Raw genomic sequence first — 19,769 nt, forward strand, 5'->3', positions numbered from 1 at the left:
CGGGCGAGGGCCCGGTCAGTGTGCGGGGGCGTCCGTTGAGACGCCTTCGGGGCGGGGCGCCTCCAGGCGCGGGGCGCGTCCGCGGGAGCGGCGGGTGGCGACGGAGGCTGCTCGGGCGAGTCTGCGGCCGAGGTCGAGGAGGTCGCCGACGCTGGTGGGCCGCCCGGTCCCGGTGACGCTCAGGGCCAGCAGAGCCCGGCCGTTCGGGTCGAAGACGGGGGCGGCGACGGCGCGGTAGGCGATCTCGTCGGAGTTCGAGAGGTCCTCGAACGACACGAGCATCTGCTCGCTCTTGTGCAGGACGTCGACCAGGTGGCGCTCCGCGGCGGGGTCGGCCGGTTCACCGCGCAGCCGCCCCATGGCCGCGATGACGGGCGGGTCGGCGATCGGGGGCGCGGCGACGCTGAAGCCGTGCGCGCGCACCTCGGCGAGGACGCGCCGGTAGAAGGCGGCGAGGTCGGGGTCGGCGTCGGCCCTGGTGAGCCACTCCTCGACGGCGCCGTCCTCCGCCCAGGCGATGAACGTCGCGCCGAGCGGCGCCAGCAGCGGTGACCGGTCGCCCGGGTACCCGGCCCCCGCCGTGACGGGCTCGGGTCCGCGCTGCGCGAGGAGGATGACGTCCCGCCCGGCGACCGCGGTGACGGCGACCTCGGTCTCCAGGTCGGCGGCCAGGACCTCCGCCTGCTCGATGGCGGCGGGGATCGAGGGGTGCCGCTCCAGGGCGGCGAAACCGGTGACCGCGAGCGCCGGCCCCAGGACGTAGGTGCGGTGCACCGGGTCGCGGACGACGAATCCGCAGTCGGCCAGGACGGCGAGGGTGGCGTGCGCCGAGGCGATGTTCATCCCGAGGTGCTGGACGAGCTCGCTGATCGTGAAACCGCGCAGCGGATGCGTGGTCAGGAAGGAGACGATGGCCGCCGCGCGGGCGGACGCGGGCGCGGGACGGGCCATGCGCACAAGATACCGGATCACGTCCCCGTCGCCCGGCCTCACCCTTGACCGCAATGTCGATATTGCTATAGCAATACCTTGTTCGCCGATGTGGCGTGCGTCGCATCGATGGGGGCCGACGGGGACCGGCCTCCACCGGGAAGAATCGAGGAGCAGTGGGAAAACTCGACGGCAAGGTCGCCTTCATCACGGGAGTAGCCAGAGGCCAGGGCCGCAGCCACGCGGTGCGCCTGGCGGCCGAAGGAGCCGACATCATCGGCGTCGACATCTGCGCCGACATCCCGGCCAACAGCTACGCCATGGCGACCCTCGAGGAACTCTCCGAGACCGAGGCGCTGGTCAAGGAGCAGGGTCGACGGATGATCGCCTCCGTCGCCGACGTGCGCGACCACCACCGGCTGAAGGAGGCGCTCGACGCGGGCGTGGCCGAGCTGGGGCGGCTCGACATCGTCTGCGCCAACGCCGGTATCGCGCCGATGGCCTTCCGGCAGCTCACCATCGAGGAGGAGCTGGAGCACTGGGACGCGGTCGTCGGCGTGAACCTCTCGGGGACCTTCAACACGCTCAAGGCCGCGGTGCCGCACCTGATCGAGGGTGGTCGTGGCGGCTCCGTGATCATCACCAGCTCGTCCGCGGGCCTGCGCGGCTTCGGCGGCACCCAGGGCGGGGGAGTGGGCTACGCGGCGTCCAAGCACGGCGTCGTCGGGCTGATGCGGACCTTCGCCAACGCCCTGGCGCCGCAGAGCATCCGCGTCAACACCGTCCACCCGACCGCGGTCCGCACGATGATGGCCGTCAATCCCGGCATGGTCGAGTGGCTGGAGCAGAACCCCGAAGGAGGCGGTCCGCACCTGCAGAACCCGATGCCGATCGACATGCTGGAGCCGGGCGACATCAGCGACACCGTCGTGTTCCTCGCCTCCGACGAGGCCAAGTACATCACCGGCGTGACGATGCCCGTCGACGCCGGCTTCAACAACAAGCTCTGAACGAGGGAGCGGCAACGATGTCTGGACGAGTGTCCGGAAAGCGCGTCCTGATCACCGGCGCGGCGCGGGGCATGGGGCGCAGCCACGCGCTGCGCCTGGCCGAGGAGGGCGCCGATCTGATCCTTGTCGACGTGTGCGCGTCGCCTCCCGGCCTGGAATACGGGCTGGCCACCAAGGAGGACCTGGACGAGACCGCCCGCCTCGTGCGGGAACTGGGCCGCCGGGCGGTGGCGGCGGTCGCCGACGTCCGGGACGCCGACGCGCTGCGCGAGGCCGTGGACCAGGGGGTCGCCGAGCTGGGCGGGCTCGACGCCTCGGTCGCCAACGCCGGCGTCCTCACCGCCGGAACCTGGGACACCACGACCCCCGAGCAGTGGCGCCTGGTGGTCGACGTCAACCTCATCGGCTCGTGGAACACCTGCGCCGCGGCGATCCCGCACCTCGTCGAGCGCGGCGGCAGCCTGGTGAACATCAGCTCCGCGGCCGGGATCAAGGGCAGCCCGCTCACGACCCCCTACACGGCGTCCAAGCACGGGGTCGTCGGGATGAGCCTGGCCCTGGCCAACGAGCTCGCCGCCCAGAGCATCCGGGTCAACACCGTGCACCCCACCGGGGTCATCACCGGCATGGCGCCCGCCTCGATGCACCGGCTCCTCGCCGAGAAGCGGCCCGACCTCGGGCCGATCTACATGAACGCGCTCCCCGCGCCCGTGGTGGAGGCCCGCGACATCAGCAACGCGGTCCTGTTCCTCGTCTCCGACGAGTCCGTGCACGTGACCGGCCTTCAGTTCAAGGTCGACGCGGGCGTGACCATCCGGTAGCGGGAGCGGGCCGTCCCGGCGCCGTGGGACGGCCCGCTCCCTCCTCAGAGGAACGGCAGCCAGGTGATCTTTGCCGAGGAGTCGCGCAGGGCGTCCATCGAGGCGGAGGAGACGGGCGCCTCCAGGAATCCGACCAGGCCGTCGAGGACGCTCGCGAGGTGCAGGGCGAAGGGCAGGACCGGGTAGCCGTTCACCTGCGCGTGCTCGCGGTCGGAGGCGGCGTCGACGCTGAAGGCGACGGCCTGGATGATGCGGTGGGTCCGCAGCGGCTCCGGCACGTGCGCGATGAACGCACCGACGCGTTCGTGGAACTCGCGGGTCGAGGCCTGGAAGTCCTCGGGAAGGCGGGCGAACACGTCGCGCCGGTCATGGTGGCGCAGCATGGTCACGAAGGTCATGTACCGGCTGCCCTCCTGCTCGCCCTGCTCCAGGATCGGCAGCACATAGCACCGGACCCACGAGCGCAGGTCGGCGGGCCGGTACTGGGCGATGAGGATGCGCCGTCGCTCGTGGATCCCGGGAAGGCGGTGCTCGCAGATCGCCTGGATCAGGTGGTCCTTCGTGCCGAAGTGGTACTGGACGGCCGACCTGTTGCCGTTGCCGGCCTCGGCGCCGATCTGGCGGAGGGAGACCCCGTCGATGCCGTGCTGCGCGAAGAGGCGTTCGGCGGCGAGGACGATCTGCGCCTTGGTCGAGGGCGTGAGAACTGACACGGCTGACGCGGCCCACCTGAAGTCATGAGAATCGAATTCTCCCTGCGCGGCCTCCATCTTAGGAGCAAGGCCGCTTCGAGGCGTGCACCGGGGCCCGGCGGCCGGAGGTGCTCCACCGGGCGGCCGCACGGGAGCCGGGAGGCCGGCCGGGATCCAGGTCCGCGGCCGGCTCCCGGCCGCTCAGCGTTCGCGCTCCGCCCAGATCGCGTCCGCGGTCTCCTGGAGCGCCTGGCCCTTGGCGAAGCCCGAGTAGGCGGCGAACTGGAGCGCGATCTCGTCCATCTCGGCCTTGGTGATGTCGCCGGAGTTCAGCGCTGCGCCGACGTGGGAGCGCAGCGGTGTGGGCGCGTCGCTGACCGCCACGCAGGCCACCGTGATCACGCGGCGCTGGCGGCGGTCGAGGCCGGGCCGCTGCCAGACGTGACCGAACACGAAGTTCAGGATGCCGGCGTGGATGTACGGGGTCTCGGCGCGCGGTGCCTGCACCAGGTTGACGTCGACGAACTCCTCGACGCCGCGCTTGAGCCGCTCCTCCCAGTCACCGGGCCCGAGCGACGCGTTGTCCAGCAGCGGAAACGGCCGCGGCTCCTCGCCCCGCTCGCCCTGGATGCGGGCCCACTGCCTGCGGATCACGCCCTCGACATGGGACGCCTTCGGCCAGCCGCAGTAGACGGCGAAGTGCAGCACGAACTCGAGCATCGCCTCAAGGTCGATGTCCCCGCTGTTCAGCGCGGCGTAGACGTGCTCGTCGATCGGTCCGGGCGCGTCGGCCGCGGCGACACAGGTCAGGGTCACCCACCGGCGGTCGCGCCGGCTCAGACCGGGACGCCGCCAGACCTCGCCGAAGAGGAAGTCGCGGAGCGCGGCGGTGAGCGGGGTGCCCGCGGCCGTCGGTTCCCGGGTCATGACCTCCGCGAAGGTCAGGTCGGCGCCTTGCTGGTCCATGGTGTGTCCTCCTGGCATGCCGCGTCTGCGCTGAATGCAGTCGTCTTAACTCTAAGACGGGTGACTTCCGCTCTCAAGGGCCGAAGCGGTGGCAAGCGTGGCTCGGAGGCTCTGGTAGCACCGTTCTCGCGCCCGGCGAACCGCATTTGTAGTGCATCTACGCAGGCCAGAGCGAAGGGAGTGGGTTTGATCGACCTGACTGGAAAATAAGACGATTGACTTCCATCGCGAGGGCGTGTTTTGATGCGGTCTCGGCGGTAGCTGTGTTCTCTCTGAGTGGAAACATGACTCTCGCCGCTGATCTCGGACCATCACCCAAGGCGGTAGCCACCCATGACCACCCCTCAGGCCGCCTCGCGTGAGCTCGGCTCCATCGGACCGCTCATCGACGGCGCATGGCTCGACCGGACTTCACGCGGCAGTACCGACCACGTAGATCCCGCGACGGGCCGCGTGAACGGCACCGTCCTGCTGAGCGGCCCGGAAGAGGTCGACAACGCCGTGGCCGCGGCGAAGGCGGCTCATCCCGAATGGCGGGCCATGTCGCCGCACAAGCGGCGGCGCATCCTCCAGCGGATCGAGGAGCTGATGGAGGCCCGGGTGCCCGAGCTGGCCCGTCTCACCACGCTGGAGATCGGCGCCCCGGCGCTGATCTCGGGCGCGCTGGCGCACCTGTGCTCGGGATGGTTCGGCTACTACGCGGGCTGGGCCGACAAGATCGAAGGGGCCACGATCCCGCTGAGCCCCCTTCTCAACACCGGCATCGACTACACCCTCCCCGAGCCGTACGGGGTCGTCGGGATCATCCTCACGTGGAACGGCCCGATCACGTCGATCGGCATGAAGGTGGCGCCGGCGCTGGCCGCGGGCAACTGCGTGGTGATCAAGGCGCCCGAGCTCGCGCCGTACACCGTCGCCCGCTTCGCCGAGATCGCGCTCGAAGCGGGGCTCCCGCCGGGTGTTCTGCACGTCCTGCCCGGGGGCCCGGAAGCCGGAGACCGGCTGGTCCGGCATCCGGACGTCGGCAAGATCTCCTTCACGGGCGGGATCCCGACCGCCAAGAAGATCCTCGACGCGGCCAGGGACACCTTGAAGCCGGTGCTGCTGGAGCTCGGAGGCAAGTCGGCCAACGTGGTCTTCCCCGACGCAGACCTCGACGAGGCCGTCGCCCTGACCGTCCGGTCCTGCTACAACATCACCGGCCAGGGCTGCAACCTCACCACCCGCTTGCTGGTGCACCGGGACGTCCATGACGAGGTGGTGGAGGCGGTCCGGACCAGGGTCGCGGCCCTGACCGTCGGCGACCCCTTCGATCCGGCGACGGCCGTCGGCCCGGTCATCGACCAGGCGGCCCGCGAACGGATCCTCGGGATGGTCGAGCGCGCGGGAAAGGAGGCCCGGGTCGTCATCGGCGGCCGGGCCGTCGAGCGCTCGGCCCTGGCGGCGGAGATCCGCGACGGCTTCTACCTGGAACCGACGGTCCTGGCCGACGTGGACCCCGCGAGCGAGATCGCGCGGCAGGAGGTCTTCGGCCCCGTCCTCTCGATCCTGCCCTTCGGCAGCGAGGACGAGGCCGTCGAACTCGCCAACGCGACGCCGTACGGCCTGGGCACCTACCTCCAGACCCGCGATGTTGCTCGGGTGCACCGGCTGGCGCCGCGGTTCCAGTCGGGCAGCGTGCACGTCAACGGCGTGTCCGGGCAGCCGCCCGGCGCTCCCTTCGGCGGCTACAAGCAGAGCGGGGCAGGGCGGGAAGGCGGTAGGGAGGGGCTGTTCGAGTTCCTCCAGGTCAAGAACGTCTTCATCCGCGCATGAGCGTCCTCACCGCTCGTCGACGACGGACCTGCCGTCGATCGGCTGCCGGAGATAGCGCTCGATCAGGGCCTGGAGTTCGGCATGGCCCAGGGTGAGCCCCATGGTGTCCTCCAGCACCAGGGACCTGGAGGCCATCGAGATCAGCACCGTCAGCGCGAGCGGCGGCAGCGCGTCGGGCCCGATCCCGCGCTTCGCCAGGTAGCGCGCGACGGCCTCCTGCTGGAGGTTGCGCAGCCGTTCGGCGTGGGCGGCGACCTCGCCGCGGATCGCCTTGCGATGGTTGGCGAGCGCGATGAACTCCAGGTTCAGCACCGCGCCTTCGGGCTGGCCGTTGTACTCCCACAGGGCCTTGATGAGCTCGTCCGATTCCAGGGCCTTGGCCTGCGCCTCGATCTCCTGGTCGAAACGCCTGCGCATCGTGGCGAGGAACAGGTCGTCCAGCGTGCGGAAGTAGTACAGGACCAGGGCCGGCGCCACCCCCGCCTCGCGCGCGACGCGCCGCACCCCGACCGCGGCGTAGCCCTCTTCGGCCATCAGCCGTTCGACGGTGTCCAGAAGCAGGTGGCGCGTCTTGGAACTCTCGGCGCCCATACGGCGGGGTGCGGTCATCGCCCCATTGTCGTTGACGACCGAGGGCGCCGGTGTTAAACAGTTGTTCAGCACTGCGATGTGTCGCCCGTCACTCCGGCCGGGTGCGGCCGCCGAGCGCGGCACATCAGGCCCCCGTACGTGCGGTGCGGCCGGACCACCCCTCCCTTGCGAACACCGGCCCCGAAAAGAACGGAGAAGCCGCTTTGATGGCACGCACCACGCCCGTCCCGCGCGATACGCAGCGGACGGGCAGGACCGGCGCCTCCCCGGCGCGGGCGCGCCGATGAGCGCCCCGGAGGCGGGCACCGCCCGCTACGCGGGCGCCCGGGTGCCCCGGGTGGAGGACCTGCGGCTGCTGACCGGCCACGGGACCTTCGTGGACGACATCGTGCGGCCCGGCATGCTGCACGCCCACTTCGTCCGCAGCCCGCTCGCCCGCGCCCGCATCCTCGGCATCGACGCCGCCGAGGCGCTCGCGCTGCCCGGCGTCCACGCCGTCTTCACCGCCGCCGACCTGCACCCCGAGGTGCACCGGCCCTGGTACTCCCTCATGGGCCCGGACGTGCCCGACACGCCCCGCCCGCCGCTCGCCGAGGGCGAGGTGAGATTCGTCGGCGACCCGGTGGCCCTCATCGTCGCCGCCGACCGGTACCTGGCCGAGGACGCCGCCGAGCTGGTCGTGGTCGACTACGAGCCGCTCACGCCGGTCGTCGACTACGCGAGCGCGCCCGAGGCGCCGGAACTGGTGCATGCCGCCTATCCGGGGAACATCGCCGGCGAGCTGAGCGGCCGTCCGGTCGAGGAGATCGACGAGATCTTCGCCGGCGCCGCGCACGTGACCCGCGCGACGATCAGGCAGCAGGCCTACGCCGCCGTGCCGATGGAGACCCGTGGTCTCATCGCCGAATGGTCGTCCTCCACCGGCGAGATGACGATCTGGGCGTCCACCCAGACCCCGCACGAGACCCGCGTGTTCTGCAGCCGCCTCCTCGGCATCGACGAGCACCGCATCCGCGTCGTCATGCGCGACACCGGCGGAGGCTTCGGCCAGAAGGCGGTGCCGCAGCGCGAGGACATGTGCGTCATGCTCGCCGCCCGCAAGGTGCCCGGCGCGCTGAAGTGGATCGAGGACCGCCAGGAGAACCTCATCTCCGCCGGCCAGGGCCGCCACGAGCACGGCGACGCCCGCATGGCCTTCGACGCCGACGGAAGGATCCTGGCCGCCGCCATCGACCACGTGCAGGACGCCGGGGCCTACCCGACGCCGTGGCCGACGCAGACGACGATGGTCGTGGGGCTGCTCTTCCCCGGCCCCTACCGGGTGCCGGACGCCACGTTCTCCTGCAAGTCGGTCTTCTCCAACACCACAGGGCGGACCGCCTACCGGGGTCCGTGGCAGTTCGAGTCCGTGGCGCGCGAGGTGCTGCTCGACCGCGCGGCCCGCGAGATGGGCATGGACCCGGCCGAGCTGCGCCGCCGCAACCTGATGCGCAGCGACGAGTTCCCGACGTTCAACGCCCACGGCATGCCCTACACCGAGGTCACGCCCCTGGAGACCTTCGAACACGCGCTGGAGATCCTGGACTACGCGGCCTTCCGGGAGGAGCAGGCCCGCGCGCGGGCCGAAGGCCGCTACCTCGGAGTCGGCACCTGCACCTACATCGAGCCGACCACCAGCGGCGTCGGCATGCACGCCACCGAGGGCGCGACCATCCGCATCGAGCCGTCCGGCAAGGTGAACGTGTACGTCGCGGGCGGGTCGAGCGGCAACAGCATCGAGACCACCGTCGTGCAGCTCACCGCCGACGCCCTGCGCGTCGACCTCGCCGACGTGAACACCGTCCAGGGCGACACCGCGGTGACCCCGTTCGGCGGCGGCACCGGCGGCAGCCGTTCCGGCTCGATGACCGCGGGCGCGATCGAGGCGACCGCGGCCGTCCTGCGCGGCAGGCTCACGGCTCTCGCCGCGCACCGGCTCGGCGTCGATCCCGCCGCCATCGAGCTGACGCAGGGCCGGGCAGTGGTCCGGGACAAGCCCGAGACCGGAATGTCCTACGCCGAGATCGCCGCGATCGCCTACTTCCAGACGGAGAGCCTGCCGCCCGAACTGCAGACCGGCCTGGAGGCCAGCGAGCGGTACCGCGCCCACGGCATGGTGATCTCGGCGAACGCCACGCACGTGTGCACCTGCGAGGTGGACGTCGTGACCGGCGAGGTCAAGCTGCTGCGCTACGTCGTCGCCGAGGACTGCGGACCGATGATCAACCCGGCCGTGGTGGAGGGCCAGATCGCGGGCGGCACGGTGCAGGGGATCGGCGGCGCCCTGTACGAGCACTTCGCCTACGACGAGGACGGCAATCCCCTCACCACCACGTTCATGGACTACCTGCTGCCCACCACGACCGAGGTCCCGACCATCGAGTACGGCCACGTCGAGTCGATGGGGCCGGGCGAAGGCGGCTACAAGGGCGTCGGTGAGGGAGGCGCGATCGGCTCCCCTCCCGCGGTTGTCAACGCCGTCGCCGACGCCCTCGCCCCGTTCGGCGTCGAGGTCTCCCGGCTTCCCCTGTCGCCCGCGGCGATCGTCGATCTGATCGGCGCCTCCCCCGACCCGAGGACGGCCCGCCCATGAAACCGGCATCCTTCGACTACCACGCGCCCGCGAGCATCGGCGAGGCGCTCGCGCTGCTGGCCGAGTTCGGCGACGACGCCAAGGCCATCGCCGGCGGCCAGAGCCTGGCCCCGATGCTGATCCTGCGGCTCGCGGTCTTCGGCCACCTGGTCGACCTGCGCAGGGTCACCGAGCTGCACGGGATCGAGCGGCGCGGCGACGACCTGTGGATCGGCGCGGGCACGACGCAGGCGGCGATCCAGCGGTCCGGCGAGGTCGCCGCGGCGGCTCCGCTGCTGGCCCGCGCGACCCCCCTGATCGGCCACTTCCAGATCCGCAACCGCGGCACGATCGGCGGCTCGCTGGCCCACGCCGACGCCGCGGCGGAGTACCCGGCGGTCGCCCTCGCCCTCGACGCGCGGCTGGAGACGGCCTCGCCCCGGGGGACCAGGACGCTGCCCGCCACCTCCTTCTTCACGGGCCTGTGGAGCACGGCGCTGGAGGAGGACGAACTGCTGACCGGGATCCGGGTGAAGGCCCGCCCGCCGCGCAGCGGCTTCGCGATCGAGGAGTTCGCGCGCCGCCGGGGCGACTTCGCCCTGGCCGGTGCGGCGGTCTCCGTCGAGCTCGACCCGGCGGGCCGCGTCCAGCGCTGCGGGATCGGCCTCTTCGGCCTCGGCCCCTCGGCCCGGCGGGCTCCGGGCGCCGAGGCGGAGGCACTCGGCACCCGGGCCGGGCAGGCCGACCCGGACGCGCTCGGCCGCGCCGCCGTCGCGGACCTCGCGTCGGTGCCGTCGGATCTGCACGGGTCCGCCGGCTACCGCAGGCGCGTGGGCGCGGCCATGGTGGCGCGCGCCTTCCAGAAGGCACTCAAGGAGGCGAGCGGTGACTGACGTCGACATCGAGATGAAGGTCAACGGCGTGGTCCGGCGCGCGACCGTGCCGCCCCGCCTCACGCTCGCCGACTACCTCCGCGGGCCGTGCCAGCTCACCGGCACCCATCTCGGCTGCGAGCACGGCGTGTGCGGTGCGTGCACCGTCCTGCTCGACGGGGAGGCGGTCCGGGCCTGCCTGGTCTTCGCCGTCCAGGCGGACGGATCGGAGATCACCACGATCGAGGGCATCGCGGCGCCCGACGGCGGGCTCTCGCCCGTGCAGGCGGCCTTCCGCGACCACCACGGCCTCCAGTGCGGCTTCTGCACCCCCGGCTTCATCGTCTCGGCCACGGCCTTCCTCGCCGAGACCCCCGACCCCACCGACGAAGAGATCAAGGACGCCCTCTCCGGGAACCTGTGCCGCTGCACCGGGTACCAGGGCATCCTCAAGGCCGTCCGCGCGGCGGCCGAGGCGTCGGCGACCCCGAAGGACTGATCACCGATGAAGCTGGACAACGTCCTCACCATCCCCGTGCCCGCCGCCGAGGCGTGGAAGGTGCTGCTCGACATCGAGCGCATCGCCCCCTGCGTCCCCGGCGCGACGCTCACCGCGCGTGACGGCGACAGCTACAGCGGGCGGATCAAGGTGAAGCTCGGGCCGATCGGCCTGTCCTACAACGGCACCGTCACGTTCGTCTCACAGGACGAGGAAGGGCGCGTCGCCGTCCTGGAGGCCTCGGGCCGGGAGACCCGTGGCAACGGGACCGCCAAGGCCGTCGTCACCTGCCGGCTCGTCGAGGCGGGGGAGAGCACCGACGTCCTGGTCGAGACGGACCTGGCCATCACCGGCAGGCCCGCCCAGTTCGGCCGCGGGGCGCTCTCGGAGGTGGCGGGCGCGCTGATCGGCCGGTTCGCCGAGAACCTGGCGGCGGAGATCGCCTCGGGAGCCGCGCCCGAGGAGGCCCCCGGACCGGCGGGCGATGCAGAAGACGCCGCATCCGAGGCGGCCGCATCCGAGGCCGCCGGTCCGCGAGACGGCGCGGCGGACCGAGCGACGCCGCGCGCCGCAGCGGCTCCCATCGACCTGCTCGACGCCGCGGGAGGCCGTGCCGCCAAGCACGTCGGCACGGCCGTCGTCGGAACCACCGCTCTGCTGCTCCTCATGTTCCTCCGCCGCGCCTTCACCCGTCGCGGCTCGGACCGGGCCTCCTAGGAGGCGGCTCCGGCACCTCGGGCCCGGCGCAACGGCCGGGCCCGCCCCACCCACCCCTGCGAACAAGAAGACTTCACAAGTCGAGAAAGAAGGAAACATGGCCGGAAGAGTCGAGGGCAAGGTCGCGTTCATCACGGGCGCGGCACGCGGCCAGGGCCGCAGCCACGCGGTGCGGCTGGCGGAAGAGGGGGCGGACATCATCGCGATCGACGTCTGCCGCCAGATCCCGTCGGTCCCCGTCCCCATGGGCACTCCCGAGGACCTCGCCGAGACCGTCGCGCAGGTGGAGAAGCTCGGCCGCCGGATCTTCGCCGCGCAGGTCGACGTCCGCGACTACGTCGCGGTCAAGGCCGCGGTCGACGAGGGGGTGGAGCAGTTCGGGCGGCTGGACATCATCCTCGCCAACGCGGGCCTCGCCGCCGCGGGCGACGCGGTGGAGAAGATGGACCCGAGCCTGTGGCGGGACTCCATGGACGTCAATCTCACCGGGGCCTGGCACACGGTGAAGGCGGGCGTCCAGCACATCATCGACGCCGGACGCGGCGGCTCGATCGTCCTCACCAGCTCCGTCGGCGGGCTCAAGGCCCACCCGAACATCGCCAACTACATCGCCAGCAAGCACGGCGTCGTCGGGCTCATGCGCAGCATGGCGGTGGAGTTCGCGCCGCACAGCATCCGGGTCAACACCGTCCACCCGACCCAGGTGAACAGCCCGATGATGATGAACGACATGACCTACCGGATGTTCCGCCCGGACCTGGAGAACCCCACCCAGGCCGACATCGCGCCGATCTCGCAGATGATGAACACCCTCCCGGTGCCGTGGGTCGAGCCGGTGGACATCAGCAACGCGATCCTCTTCCTCGTCTCCGACGAGGCCCGCTACGTCACCGGCGTGACCCTGCCGATCGACGCCGGCGCGCTGCTCAAGTGATCGCGCGGACAGACCTACAACCACGGGCCAGGGAGGCGTAACAGATGGCGACCGGCGGCGAGATCTACTGGGACCCCTACGACGCGAAGTTCGCGCTCGATCCGTACCCGCTCTACCAGCGGCTCCGCGAGGAGATGCCGCTTTACTACAACGAGAAGTACGACTTCTACGCGGTCAGCCGGTTCGCCGACTGCGAGCGGGGACTGCCGGACTGGCGCCGGTTCTCCTCGTCGCGCGGCGACATCCTGGAGATCATCCAGTCGGGTTTCGAGATGCCTTCGGGGACCCTGATCTTCGAGGACCCGCCCGTCCACGACATCCACCGGCGGCTGCTGTCGCGGGTCTTCACCCCGCGGCGGATCAGCATGCTGGAGCCGCAGGTCCGCCAATTCTGCACGGGCGTCCTCGACCCGCTCGTCGGCGCCGACCGCTTCGACCTCATCGAGGCGGTCGGCGCGCAGATGCCGATGCGCGTCATCGGCATGCTCCTGGGCATCCCGGAGGCGGACCAGCCCGCGATCCGCGACATGGCCGATGAGGCCCTGCGGACCGAGGACGGCCAGAAGATGGAGTTCCACGGGGCGGAGACGCTCACCAACGAGGCCTTCGGCGACTACATCGACTGGCGCAAGGACAATCCGTCGAACGACCTCATGACGGACCTGCTGACCGCGGAGTTCGAGGACGAGAACGGCGTCGTGCGCAGGCTCACCCGCGACGAGGTCCTCACCTACGTCACGGTCGTCGCCGCAGCCGGGAACGAGACCACCGGACGGCTCATCGGCTGGATCGGAGCCGTGCTCGCCCAGCACCCCGACCAGCGCCGGGAGATCGCCGAGGACCCGTCCCTGGTGCCGGGGGCGATCGAGGAGATCCTGCGCTACGAGCCGACCGGGCACTTCATCGCCCGGTACGTCAACGAGGACGTGGTCTTCCACGACCGGACGATCCCCGCCGGGAGCGCCCTGATGTTCATCGTCGGTTCGGCGAACCGCGACCCCCAGCGGCACACCGACCCGGACCGCTTCGACATCCACCGCAACGTCGGGCAGCAGCTCACCTTCGGTCTCGGCGGGCACTACTGCCTGGGCGCCTCCCTCGCCCGTCTGGAGGGGAAGATCGCGATGGAGGAGATCCTCAGGCGCTTCCCGACCTGGGAGGTGGACTGGGACAACGCCAGGCTCGGCCAGACCTCCACCGTGCGCGGCTGGGAGACCCTGCCCCTCGTCCTGCGCTGAGCGGGACCCGATCGGAAGAGTCCATGCGGGAGATCGCGGCCAGGCTGCTCGCCTGGCATGAGGCGGGGACGCGGTACGCGCTGGCCACGGTCGTCGGGGTGCGCGGCAGCGCGCCCCGGCGGCCCGGCGCGGCCATGGCGGTAGCCGAGGACGGCGAGGCGGTGGGCAGCGTCTCGGGAGGCTGCGTCGAAGGAGCCGTCCACGCGTTGTGCACGCGGGTCCTGGAGACCGGGGAGGCGGTGCGGGAGAGCTTCGGCTATTCCGACGACACCGCCTTCGCGGTCGGCCTGACCTGCGGTGGAACGGTGGAGGTCTTCGTCCAGCCCGCGCCCCCGCCGGAGGTCGTCGCGGCGGCCTGCGCGGCGTCCCCGGTGGCGGTGGCGCACGTGCTGAACGGCGGAGGCGACACCTTCGCCGTCCTGACCGACGGTCACCACGGCACCACCGGCGACGCCGAGGTCGATCGCGTCGTGACGGCCGAGACCCGGGCCCTGCTGGACGGCGGCGTGACCGGGGTCTTCCCGGTCCGCTGCCGGCCCGGCCTGGAGGTCTTCGTCGCCTCCCACGCCACGAGCCCCCGGCTCCTGGTCTTCGGCGCGATCGACCACGCGGGCGCGGTCGCCTCGATCGGCCGGTTCCTCGGCTACCGGGTGACGGTCTGCGACGCCCGCCCGGTGTTCGCCACACCCGCCCGCTTTCCGGACGCCCACGAGGTCGTGGCCGACTGGCCGCACCGCTATCTCGCGAAGACCCCGGTGGACGCCCGCACGGTCGTCGTGGTCCTGACCCACGACGCCAAGTTCGACGTGCCGCTCCTGGAGGTGGCTCTCCGCCTCCCCGTCGCCTACGTCGGCGCCATGGGCTCCCGCCGCACGCATGCAGACCGGCGCGAACGGCTGCGCGAGGCGGGCCTCACCGACACGGAGCTCGCGCGCCTGCGCTCGCCGATCGGTCTCGACCTGGGCTCCCTGACCCCGGAGGAGACCGCCGTCGCCATCGCCGCGGAGATCATCGCCACCCGGCGCGGCGGCTCCGGCCATCCCCTGAGCGACACCGAAGGCCCCCTCCACCGCGACCACGCCGGGGCCACGGGCACCGGCTGATCCCTGGCCGTGGCGCTGGAGACAACACCCGGCAACCGCTTGCTGCGAGGTCCGGGGCACGGACCTAATGGGGCCGCCCTGCTATCAAGGAGACGAAGGAGCGCCGGATGCTGCGCCCGCAAGACAGCGAGACCCGTGAGCGCAAGTGCCTGAACGGCCTGTGGACGTTCCGCCTCGACCCGGGCGGGGAAGGGCGCGCCGCACGGTGGTGGGAGGACGACCTCCGCGGGGCGAAGGAGATGCCGGTACCGGCGAGCTACAACGACATCGTGCCGGACCTGGCCGTTCGCGACCACGTCGGCGACGCCTGGTACCAGACCACGGTGCGGGTGCCCCGGGGCTGGGCGGGGGAACGGTTGGTCCTCCGCTTCGATTCCGCGACGCACCGCGCCGTGGTCTGGGTCGGCGACGTGTGCGTGGCCGAGCACGAGGGCGGCTACACCCCCTTCGAGGCCGACATCACCGACCATGTGGTGCCGGGCGGCCGGGTGCGGATCACCGTGGTCGTCAACAACGAGCTGACCTGGGCGTCGGTGCCCCCGGGCGAAGTGCAGGAGACCTCCGCAGGGCGCACGCAGAACTACTTCCACGACTTCTTCAACTACGCCGGGCTGCACCGCTCGGTCTGGCTCTACAGCACCCCGAAGACGCACATCACGGGGATCGAAGTCGACACCGGGCTCACGGACGGCACCGGAACCGTCCGGTACGCCGTGACGCATGAGGGCCCGGCCGCGGCGCGCCTGACGCTGCGCGACGCCGACGGCGCGCAGGTCGCCGCCGCCGAGGGCACCGAAGGGCTGCTCACCGTTCCGGACGTGCACGCATGGGCACCGGGCGACGGATACCTCTACGAGCTGGAGGCGGCCCTGCACGACGCAGACGGAGCCCTCGTCGACAGCTACGTCCTCCCGGTGGGCATCCGCACGGTCGAGGTGCGCGGCACCGAGTTCCTCATCAACGGCGAGCCCTTCCATTTCCGGGGATTCGGCAAGCACGAGGACGCCCTCATCCGGGGCAAGGGCCACGACGACGCCCTCATGGTGCACGACTTCGAACTGATGAAGTGGATCGGCGCCAACTCGTTCCGCACCTCGCACTACCCGTACGCCGAGGAGGTTCTGGACTACGCCGACCGGCACGGCATCGTCGTCATCGACGAGACCGCCGCAGTCGGTATGAACCTCCGCATCCTGGTGACCTACGGCCGCACTGACGTGCCGGCCACCTACTCCGAGCAGACCATCGGGTCCGAGACGCGGCGCACTCATCTCCAGGCGGTCCGGGAACTCGTCGAGCGCGACCGCAACCACCCCAGCGTCGTGCTGTGGTGCATCGCCAACGAGCCCGACGCGGGCGACCCCGGCGCACGCGACTACTTCGCGCCGCTGTTCGCCGAGGCCCGCAGGCTGGATCCCTCCCGGCCCGTCGGATTCGTCAACATGATCGCCGACCGTCCGGACACCTGCACACTGACCGATCTCGCCGACGTGGTCATGCTCAACCGGTACTACGGCTGGTACGCCCACAACGGGGATCTGGCCCGGGCCGAGACCGCGCTGGAGGCGGAACTTCGCGGCTGGGCCGAGCGGCACGCGAAGCCCATCATCGTGACCGAGTACGGCGCGGACGCCGTCTCCGGCCTGCACTCCGTCGTCGACACCCCGTGGTCGGAGGAGTACCAGACCGGTCTCCTGGAGACCTACCACCGGGTGTTCGACCGCGTCGAGGCCGTTGTGGGCGAGCACATCTGGAACTTCGCCGACTTCGCCACCCGCTCGGCGATCGTGCGGGTCGACGGAAACCGGAAGGGCGTCTTCACCCGTGATCGCCGCCCCAAGGGCGCTGCCTTCGCCGTGCGCCGCCGTTGGCGCGACGACCTTTGACCGATCCCGGACGGGAGGAAGGCCGGAGGCACCTCGTGTGCCTCCGGCCGCTCCGCGTGCTAGCGGGGCCGCAGGGTCAGGGGGTGGCGGCGGCGGGCGGTGGAACCGCGGACCAGGAGCTTGACCGGGAGGGGGACCGTCGGGGTCGTGCGCAGGGAGACCCCGGAGCGGGCGGCGAGGAGGGCGTTGACGGCGCTGCGGCCCTGGGTGCTCAGCGGCGCGGCCACGGTGGTCAGCCCCGGCGTGACGAGCTGGGCGGGGAAGATGTTGTCGCACCCGATCACGCTGACCTCCTCGGGGACCCGGTGGCCCGCCGCCTGAAGGGCCAGCATCAGGCCGATGGCCACCTGGTCGTTGTAGGCGACGACGGCCGTCGGAAGATCGCCGAGCAGCGCCTCGCATGCCTCCCGCCCGCCCGCGACGGTGGGCGGGAACGGGCCCACCCGCTGCACCCGCAGCCCCGCGTCGCCGGCGGCCTCCCGCAGGCGACGCCAGCGCATGCCGTCCACCCAGGAGGCCTCGGGCCCGGCCACGTACGTCACCGCGCGGTGGTCGAGCACTTCGAGGTGCCGGACGGCCAGCCGCATGCCGAGCGCGTTGTCCAGCACGATGCTCGGAACGTCGGCCACCTCGCGGTTCAGCACCACCATGGGCCGCTGTTTGGCGGCCATGCGGATGGCCGAGTCCGACATCCGGGTGCCGGCCAGCACCGCGCCCTCGACGATCGGCAGCGCGCGTTCCAGGCTGTCGCGCTCCAGCCGGTCGGACTCCTGGGCGTCGATGAGCAGCATGACCAGACCGGCCTCGGCGGCCGCCGCCTCCGCACCGCGGATGATCTCCGCGTAGAACGGGTTGGTCACGTCGGAGACCACCAGGGCGAGCATCGAGGTGCGGCCCGTCGGCAGCGCCGAGGCCAGGGGGTTGACCCGGTATCCGAGTTCCGCCGCCACCTTCCGGATGCGCTCGGCGGTCACGGCGTTGACCCGCCCCGGCCGGGCGAACGCGCGGGAGACGGTGGACGCCGCCACTCCCGCGGCTTCGGCGACGTCGTAGATCGTCGGAGGCTTGCGCGGGGTGTCCGGGACGGGGGCGCCGTCGTCCTGTTCGTTCACTGGTTTTCGCTTTCCCTGCAGACCGTCGCAGGCCGAGTGGCCCAGATCACGGCAACTGATGGCAACCGCTTGCCGCGCGCGAAGGCGAAGCGATTAATTGGCCCTCAACGCGAGAGAAACGCGGGCCCGCCCGCCGCCACCCCACCAAGGAGTCCGGCATGACGCGCTCTCCCCGGCGCGATGACCTGCGCACCTACCTTGACCACTCGTCCAGTGGACACCTTAGTGTAGGCGGGCCTGTGGTCTGCGAACACCACGTTCGGTAGCTCATGTATTTCAGAGCGCGCGGTCTGGGAAATTGCGTGCTCTCCCACCCCCATCCCCGCGAGAAATCGCAATTCACAGGGCAAAGGAATTTCGCTCATGCGTATTCGGCCTCTCGGCGCACGACCCTGGTCGCGGACCGCCGTCACCACGATCGCCACCGCGGCCCTGCTGGCAACGGCTGCGTGCGGGGGTTCCGGAGAAGGCTCCTCCTCGGCCGCGGACACGACGCTCGCCTTCGCGATCCAGGGTGCCCCCAACTCGTTCGACCCGGCGCAGTTGGCCGAAGGACAGCAGACCTACGTCTGGAACTCCCTGTACGACACACTCCTCTTCCTCGACAACGACGGGACGGTCAAGCCCAACGCCGCCGAGAGCTGGGAGTACTCCGAGGACGGGCGGGCGCTGACCCTCAGGCTGCGGGCCGGCATGAAGTTCACTTCCGGAGCCCCGGTGAACGCCGCGGCGGTGAAGGCCACCCTCGAGCGGACCATGAAGACGCCGGGCCAGCAGCAGGGCAAGCTCGCGAGCGTCTCCTCGATCGCCACCCCCGACGACCTCACCGTCGTGCTGGCGCTGAAGGCCCCCGACAGCTCGCTGGTCGTCTCCCTCGCCCACGGCGCGGGGGTCATCGGGGACCCGGCGACGATCGACGGTGACCAGACCGCGCTCAACCCCGTCGGCTCCGGTCCGTACACCCTCGACAAGGCCCAGACCGTGACCGGGTCGACCTACGTCCTGAACCGGCGCGACGACTACTGGAACGCCAAGGCCTACCCCTTCGAGACCGTCAGGATCCGGGTCATCCAGGACCGCACCGCCGCGTTCAACGCACTGCGGGCCGGCGAACTCAACGCGGCGGTGGTCGACACCCCGCAGGTAGAGGCGAGCAGGCAGGCGGGGTTCGAGGTGAAGTTCGTCGAGGCCACCGCGATCGGCAACCTCGTCCTGGCCGACCGCGGGGGCGACAAGCTCGAGCCTCTCGGTGACGCCCGGGTCAGGCAGGCGATCAACATGGCCTTCGACCGGCAGAAGATGGTCGACCAGCTGCTCATGGGCGCGGGCAGGCCGACGGTCCAGCTCTTCAACCCCAAGGGCACGGCCTATGATGCCTCCCTTGAACAGACCTACGCCTACGACCCCGCAGGGGCGAAGAAGCTCCTCGCCGAAGCCGGCTACCCGGACGGGTTCTCGGTGACCATGCCGAGCCTCGTCTTCTCCAAGCCGTTCGAGCCGACGATCACCCAGGCGCTCGCCGACATCGGCGTCAAGGCCACCTGGAAGCCGGTGCCGCCGCAGAACACGGTCGCGGCGCTCGCCTCCAAGGAGTACCCGATGTTCTTCTTCGTCGACGGTCTGAGCACCGAGCACCGCGAGGTCCAGAACAACTTCTCCGCGCGCGGCTTCCTCAACCCGTTCGCGAGCGAGGACCCGGCCCTCACGAAGGCGATGTCCGGCGCGGGCGCCGAGCTGGACCCGGCGAAGGCGGGCGCGCTGTTCAAGGAGGCCAACTCCTTCACGGTGAAGGAGGCGTGGGACGCCCCGCTCTTCTACATCGGGACGAACTGGGCCACGAAGAAGGGCATCGAGTACCTCGGCGACGGCTCCTCGACGTACAACACCGTCCGGGCGTTCGGCCTGTTCGGCTGACACCGATCCCGGGGCGGCGCGCCGCCGCCCCGGGACCCGCCCCCATACCCCCGGCGCG

Annotated in this window: 17 protein-coding genes; 12 read left to right on the forward strand and 5 right to left on the reverse strand. The window is 71.3% G+C overall.

Annotation, left to right across the window (positions count from 1 at the left end; translation table 11 throughout):
* Window positions 1-15: 15 nt before the first annotated feature.
* Window positions 16-951, reverse strand: a complete 936-nt coding sequence (locus ACYVOM_RS24810; protein WP_460305890.1) for a helix-turn-helix domain-containing protein — start codon at window positions 949-951, stop codon at window positions 16-18.
* A gap of 155 nt (window positions 952-1,106) precedes the next feature.
* On the opposite strand from ACYVOM_RS24810, the gene ACYVOM_RS24815 reads away from it, so the two are divergent.
* Window positions 1,107-1,940: a mycofactocin-coupled SDR family oxidoreductase gene (locus ACYVOM_RS24815; RefSeq protein WP_460305891.1), complete on the forward strand. Its 834-nt coding sequence runs from the start codon at window positions 1,107-1,109 to the stop codon at window positions 1,938-1,940.
* A gap of 17 nt (window positions 1,941-1,957) precedes the next feature.
* Window positions 1,958-2,761 (forward strand): mycofactocin-coupled SDR family oxidoreductase, encoded by an 804-nt coding sequence (locus tag ACYVOM_RS24820; protein ID WP_460305892.1) that lies wholly within the window; start codon window positions 1,958-1,960, stop codon window positions 2,759-2,761.
* A 44-nt stretch (window positions 2,762-2,805) separates the two neighbouring features.
* On the opposite strand, the gene ACYVOM_RS24825 is transcribed toward ACYVOM_RS24820, so the two are convergent.
* A complete protein-coding gene (locus tag ACYVOM_RS24825; protein WP_460305893.1) occupies window positions 2,806-3,474 on the reverse strand; it encodes a TetR/AcrR family transcriptional regulator in 669 nt (222 codons plus the stop codon).
* A 180-nt stretch (window positions 3,475-3,654) separates the two neighbouring features.
* Entirely contained in the window at window positions 3,655-4,419 is a 765-nt protein-coding gene (locus ACYVOM_RS24830) for a carboxymuconolactone decarboxylase family protein (protein ID WP_460305894.1), read from the reverse strand.
* A 333-nt stretch (window positions 4,420-4,752) separates the two neighbouring features.
* Between ACYVOM_RS24830 and ACYVOM_RS24835 the strand changes: the two genes are divergently transcribed.
* Window positions 4,753-6,234, forward strand: coding sequence for an aldehyde dehydrogenase family protein (locus ACYVOM_RS24835; RefSeq protein ID WP_460305895.1), 1,482 nt, complete (start codon window positions 4,753-4,755; stop codon window positions 6,232-6,234).
* Between the two features lie 6 nt (window positions 6,235-6,240).
* Here the strand turns inward: ACYVOM_RS24835 and ACYVOM_RS24840 are convergent, their stop codons facing one another.
* Window positions 6,241-6,843 carry a TetR/AcrR family transcriptional regulator gene (locus ACYVOM_RS24840; RefSeq protein ID WP_460305896.1) on the reverse strand — a complete coding sequence of 201 codons (603 nt, stop codon included), beginning with the start codon at window positions 6,841-6,843 and terminating at the stop codon, window positions 6,241-6,243.
* 265 nt (window positions 6,844-7,108) lie between these two features.
* On the opposite strand from ACYVOM_RS24840, the gene ACYVOM_RS24845 reads away from it, so the two are divergent.
* The 8 genes from ACYVOM_RS24845 (at window position 7,109) to uidA (ending at window position 16,685) form a co-directional block, all read left to right on the forward strand.
* A complete protein-coding gene (locus tag ACYVOM_RS24845; RefSeq protein ID WP_460305897.1) occupies window positions 7,109-9,457 on the forward strand; it encodes a xanthine dehydrogenase family protein molybdopterin-binding subunit in 2,349 nt (782 codons plus the stop codon).
* Window positions 9,454-10,329: an FAD binding domain-containing protein gene (locus ACYVOM_RS24850; protein ID WP_460305898.1), complete on the forward strand. Its 876-nt coding sequence runs from the start codon at window positions 9,454-9,456 to the stop codon at window positions 10,327-10,329. The genes ACYVOM_RS24845 and ACYVOM_RS24850 overlap by 4 nt, the downstream gene beginning before the upstream one ends.
* Window positions 10,322-10,807 (forward strand): (2Fe-2S)-binding protein, encoded by a 486-nt coding sequence (locus ACYVOM_RS24855; RefSeq protein ID WP_460305899.1) that lies wholly within the window; start codon window positions 10,322-10,324, stop codon window positions 10,805-10,807. The genes ACYVOM_RS24850 and ACYVOM_RS24855 overlap by 8 nt, the downstream gene beginning before the upstream one ends.
* A gap of 6 nt (window positions 10,808-10,813) precedes the next feature.
* The gene (locus ACYVOM_RS24860) at window positions 10,814-11,524 is read left to right on the forward strand and encodes an SRPBCC family protein (RefSeq protein WP_460305900.1); all 711 of its coding nucleotides are present in this window, start codon (window positions 10,814-10,816) and stop codon (window positions 11,522-11,524) included.
* Window positions 11,525-11,621: 97 nt separating this feature from the next.
* Window positions 11,622-12,458 carry a mycofactocin-coupled SDR family oxidoreductase gene (locus ACYVOM_RS24865; RefSeq protein WP_460305901.1) on the forward strand — a complete coding sequence of 279 codons (837 nt, stop codon included), beginning with the start codon at window positions 11,622-11,624 and terminating at the stop codon, window positions 12,456-12,458.
* Between the two features lie 44 nt (window positions 12,459-12,502).
* The gene (locus ACYVOM_RS24870; protein ID WP_460305902.1) at window positions 12,503-13,696 is read left to right on the forward strand and encodes a cytochrome P450; all 1,194 of its coding nucleotides are present in this window, start codon (window positions 12,503-12,505) and stop codon (window positions 13,694-13,696) included.
* A 23-nt stretch (window positions 13,697-13,719) separates the two neighbouring features.
* The gene (locus ACYVOM_RS24875; protein ID WP_460305903.1) at window positions 13,720-14,799 is read left to right on the forward strand and encodes an XdhC family protein; all 1,080 of its coding nucleotides are present in this window, start codon (window positions 13,720-13,722) and stop codon (window positions 14,797-14,799) included.
* Between the two features lie 107 nt (window positions 14,800-14,906).
* Window positions 14,907-16,685 carry a beta-glucuronidase gene (uidA, locus tag ACYVOM_RS24880; protein WP_460305904.1) on the forward strand — a complete coding sequence of 593 codons (1,779 nt, stop codon included), beginning with the start codon at window positions 14,907-14,909 and terminating at the stop codon, window positions 16,683-16,685.
* A gap of 59 nt (window positions 16,686-16,744) precedes the next feature.
* On the opposite strand, the gene ACYVOM_RS24885 is transcribed toward uidA, so the two are convergent.
* Entirely contained in the window at window positions 16,745-17,797 is a 1,053-nt protein-coding gene (locus ACYVOM_RS24885) for a LacI family DNA-binding transcriptional regulator (RefSeq protein ID WP_460305905.1), read from the reverse strand.
* Window positions 17,798-18,160: 363 nt separating this feature from the next.
* Here ACYVOM_RS24885 and ACYVOM_RS24890 point away from each other — a divergent pair, with 363 nt between their 5' ends.
* Complete coding sequence (locus ACYVOM_RS24890) at window positions 18,161-19,711, forward strand: ABC transporter substrate-binding protein (RefSeq protein WP_460305906.1); 1,551 nt, start codon at window positions 18,161-18,163, stop codon at window positions 19,709-19,711.
* Window positions 19,712-19,769 lie beyond the last annotated feature (58 nt).

It is taken from the genome of Actinocorallia aurea, from assembly GCF_054783995.1.

Bases quoted from the DNA above. Each gene is read 5' to 3' on its own strand.
- ACYVOM_RS24875 (WP_460305903.1), top strand. From the start codon at position 13,720: ATGCGGGAGATCGCGGCCAGGCTGCTCGCCTGGCATGAGGCGGGGACG.
- ACYVOM_RS24850 (WP_460305898.1), top strand. From the start codon at position 9,454: ATGAAACCGGCATCCTTCGACTACCACGCGCCCGCGAGCATCGGCGAG.
- ACYVOM_RS24840 (WP_460305896.1), bottom strand. From the start codon at position 6,843: ATGACCGCACCCCGCCGTATGGGCGCCGAGAGTTCCAAGACGCGCCAC.
- ACYVOM_RS24845 (WP_460305897.1), top strand. From the start codon at position 7,109: ATGAGCGCCCCGGAGGCGGGCACCGCCCGCTACGCGGGCGCCCGGGTG.
- ACYVOM_RS24860 (WP_460305900.1), top strand. From the start codon at position 10,814: ATGAAGCTGGACAACGTCCTCACCATCCCCGTGCCCGCCGCCGAGGCG.
- ACYVOM_RS24865 (WP_460305901.1), top strand. From the start codon at position 11,622: ATGGCCGGAAGAGTCGAGGGCAAGGTCGCGTTCATCACGGGCGCGGCA.
- ACYVOM_RS24870 (WP_460305902.1), top strand. From the start codon at position 12,503: ATGGCGACCGGCGGCGAGATCTACTGGGACCCCTACGACGCGAAGTTC.
- ACYVOM_RS24890 (WP_460305906.1), top strand. From the start codon at position 18,161: ATGCGTATTCGGCCTCTCGGCGCACGACCCTGGTCGCGGACCGCCGTC.
- ACYVOM_RS24820 (WP_460305892.1), top strand. From the start codon at position 1,958: ATGTCTGGACGAGTGTCCGGAAAGCGCGTCCTGATCACCGGCGCGGCG.
- ACYVOM_RS24830 (WP_460305894.1), bottom strand. From the start codon at position 4,419: ATGGACCAGCAAGGCGCCGACCTGACCTTCGCGGAGGTCATGACCCGG.
- uidA (WP_460305904.1), top strand. From the start codon at position 14,907: ATGCTGCGCCCGCAAGACAGCGAGACCCGTGAGCGCAAGTGCCTGAAC.
- ACYVOM_RS24835 (WP_460305895.1), top strand. From the start codon at position 4,753: ATGACCACCCCTCAGGCCGCCTCGCGTGAGCTCGGCTCCATCGGACCG.
- ACYVOM_RS24810 (WP_460305890.1), bottom strand. From the start codon at position 951: ATGGCCCGTCCCGCGCCCGCGTCCGCCCGCGCGGCGGCCATCGTCTCC.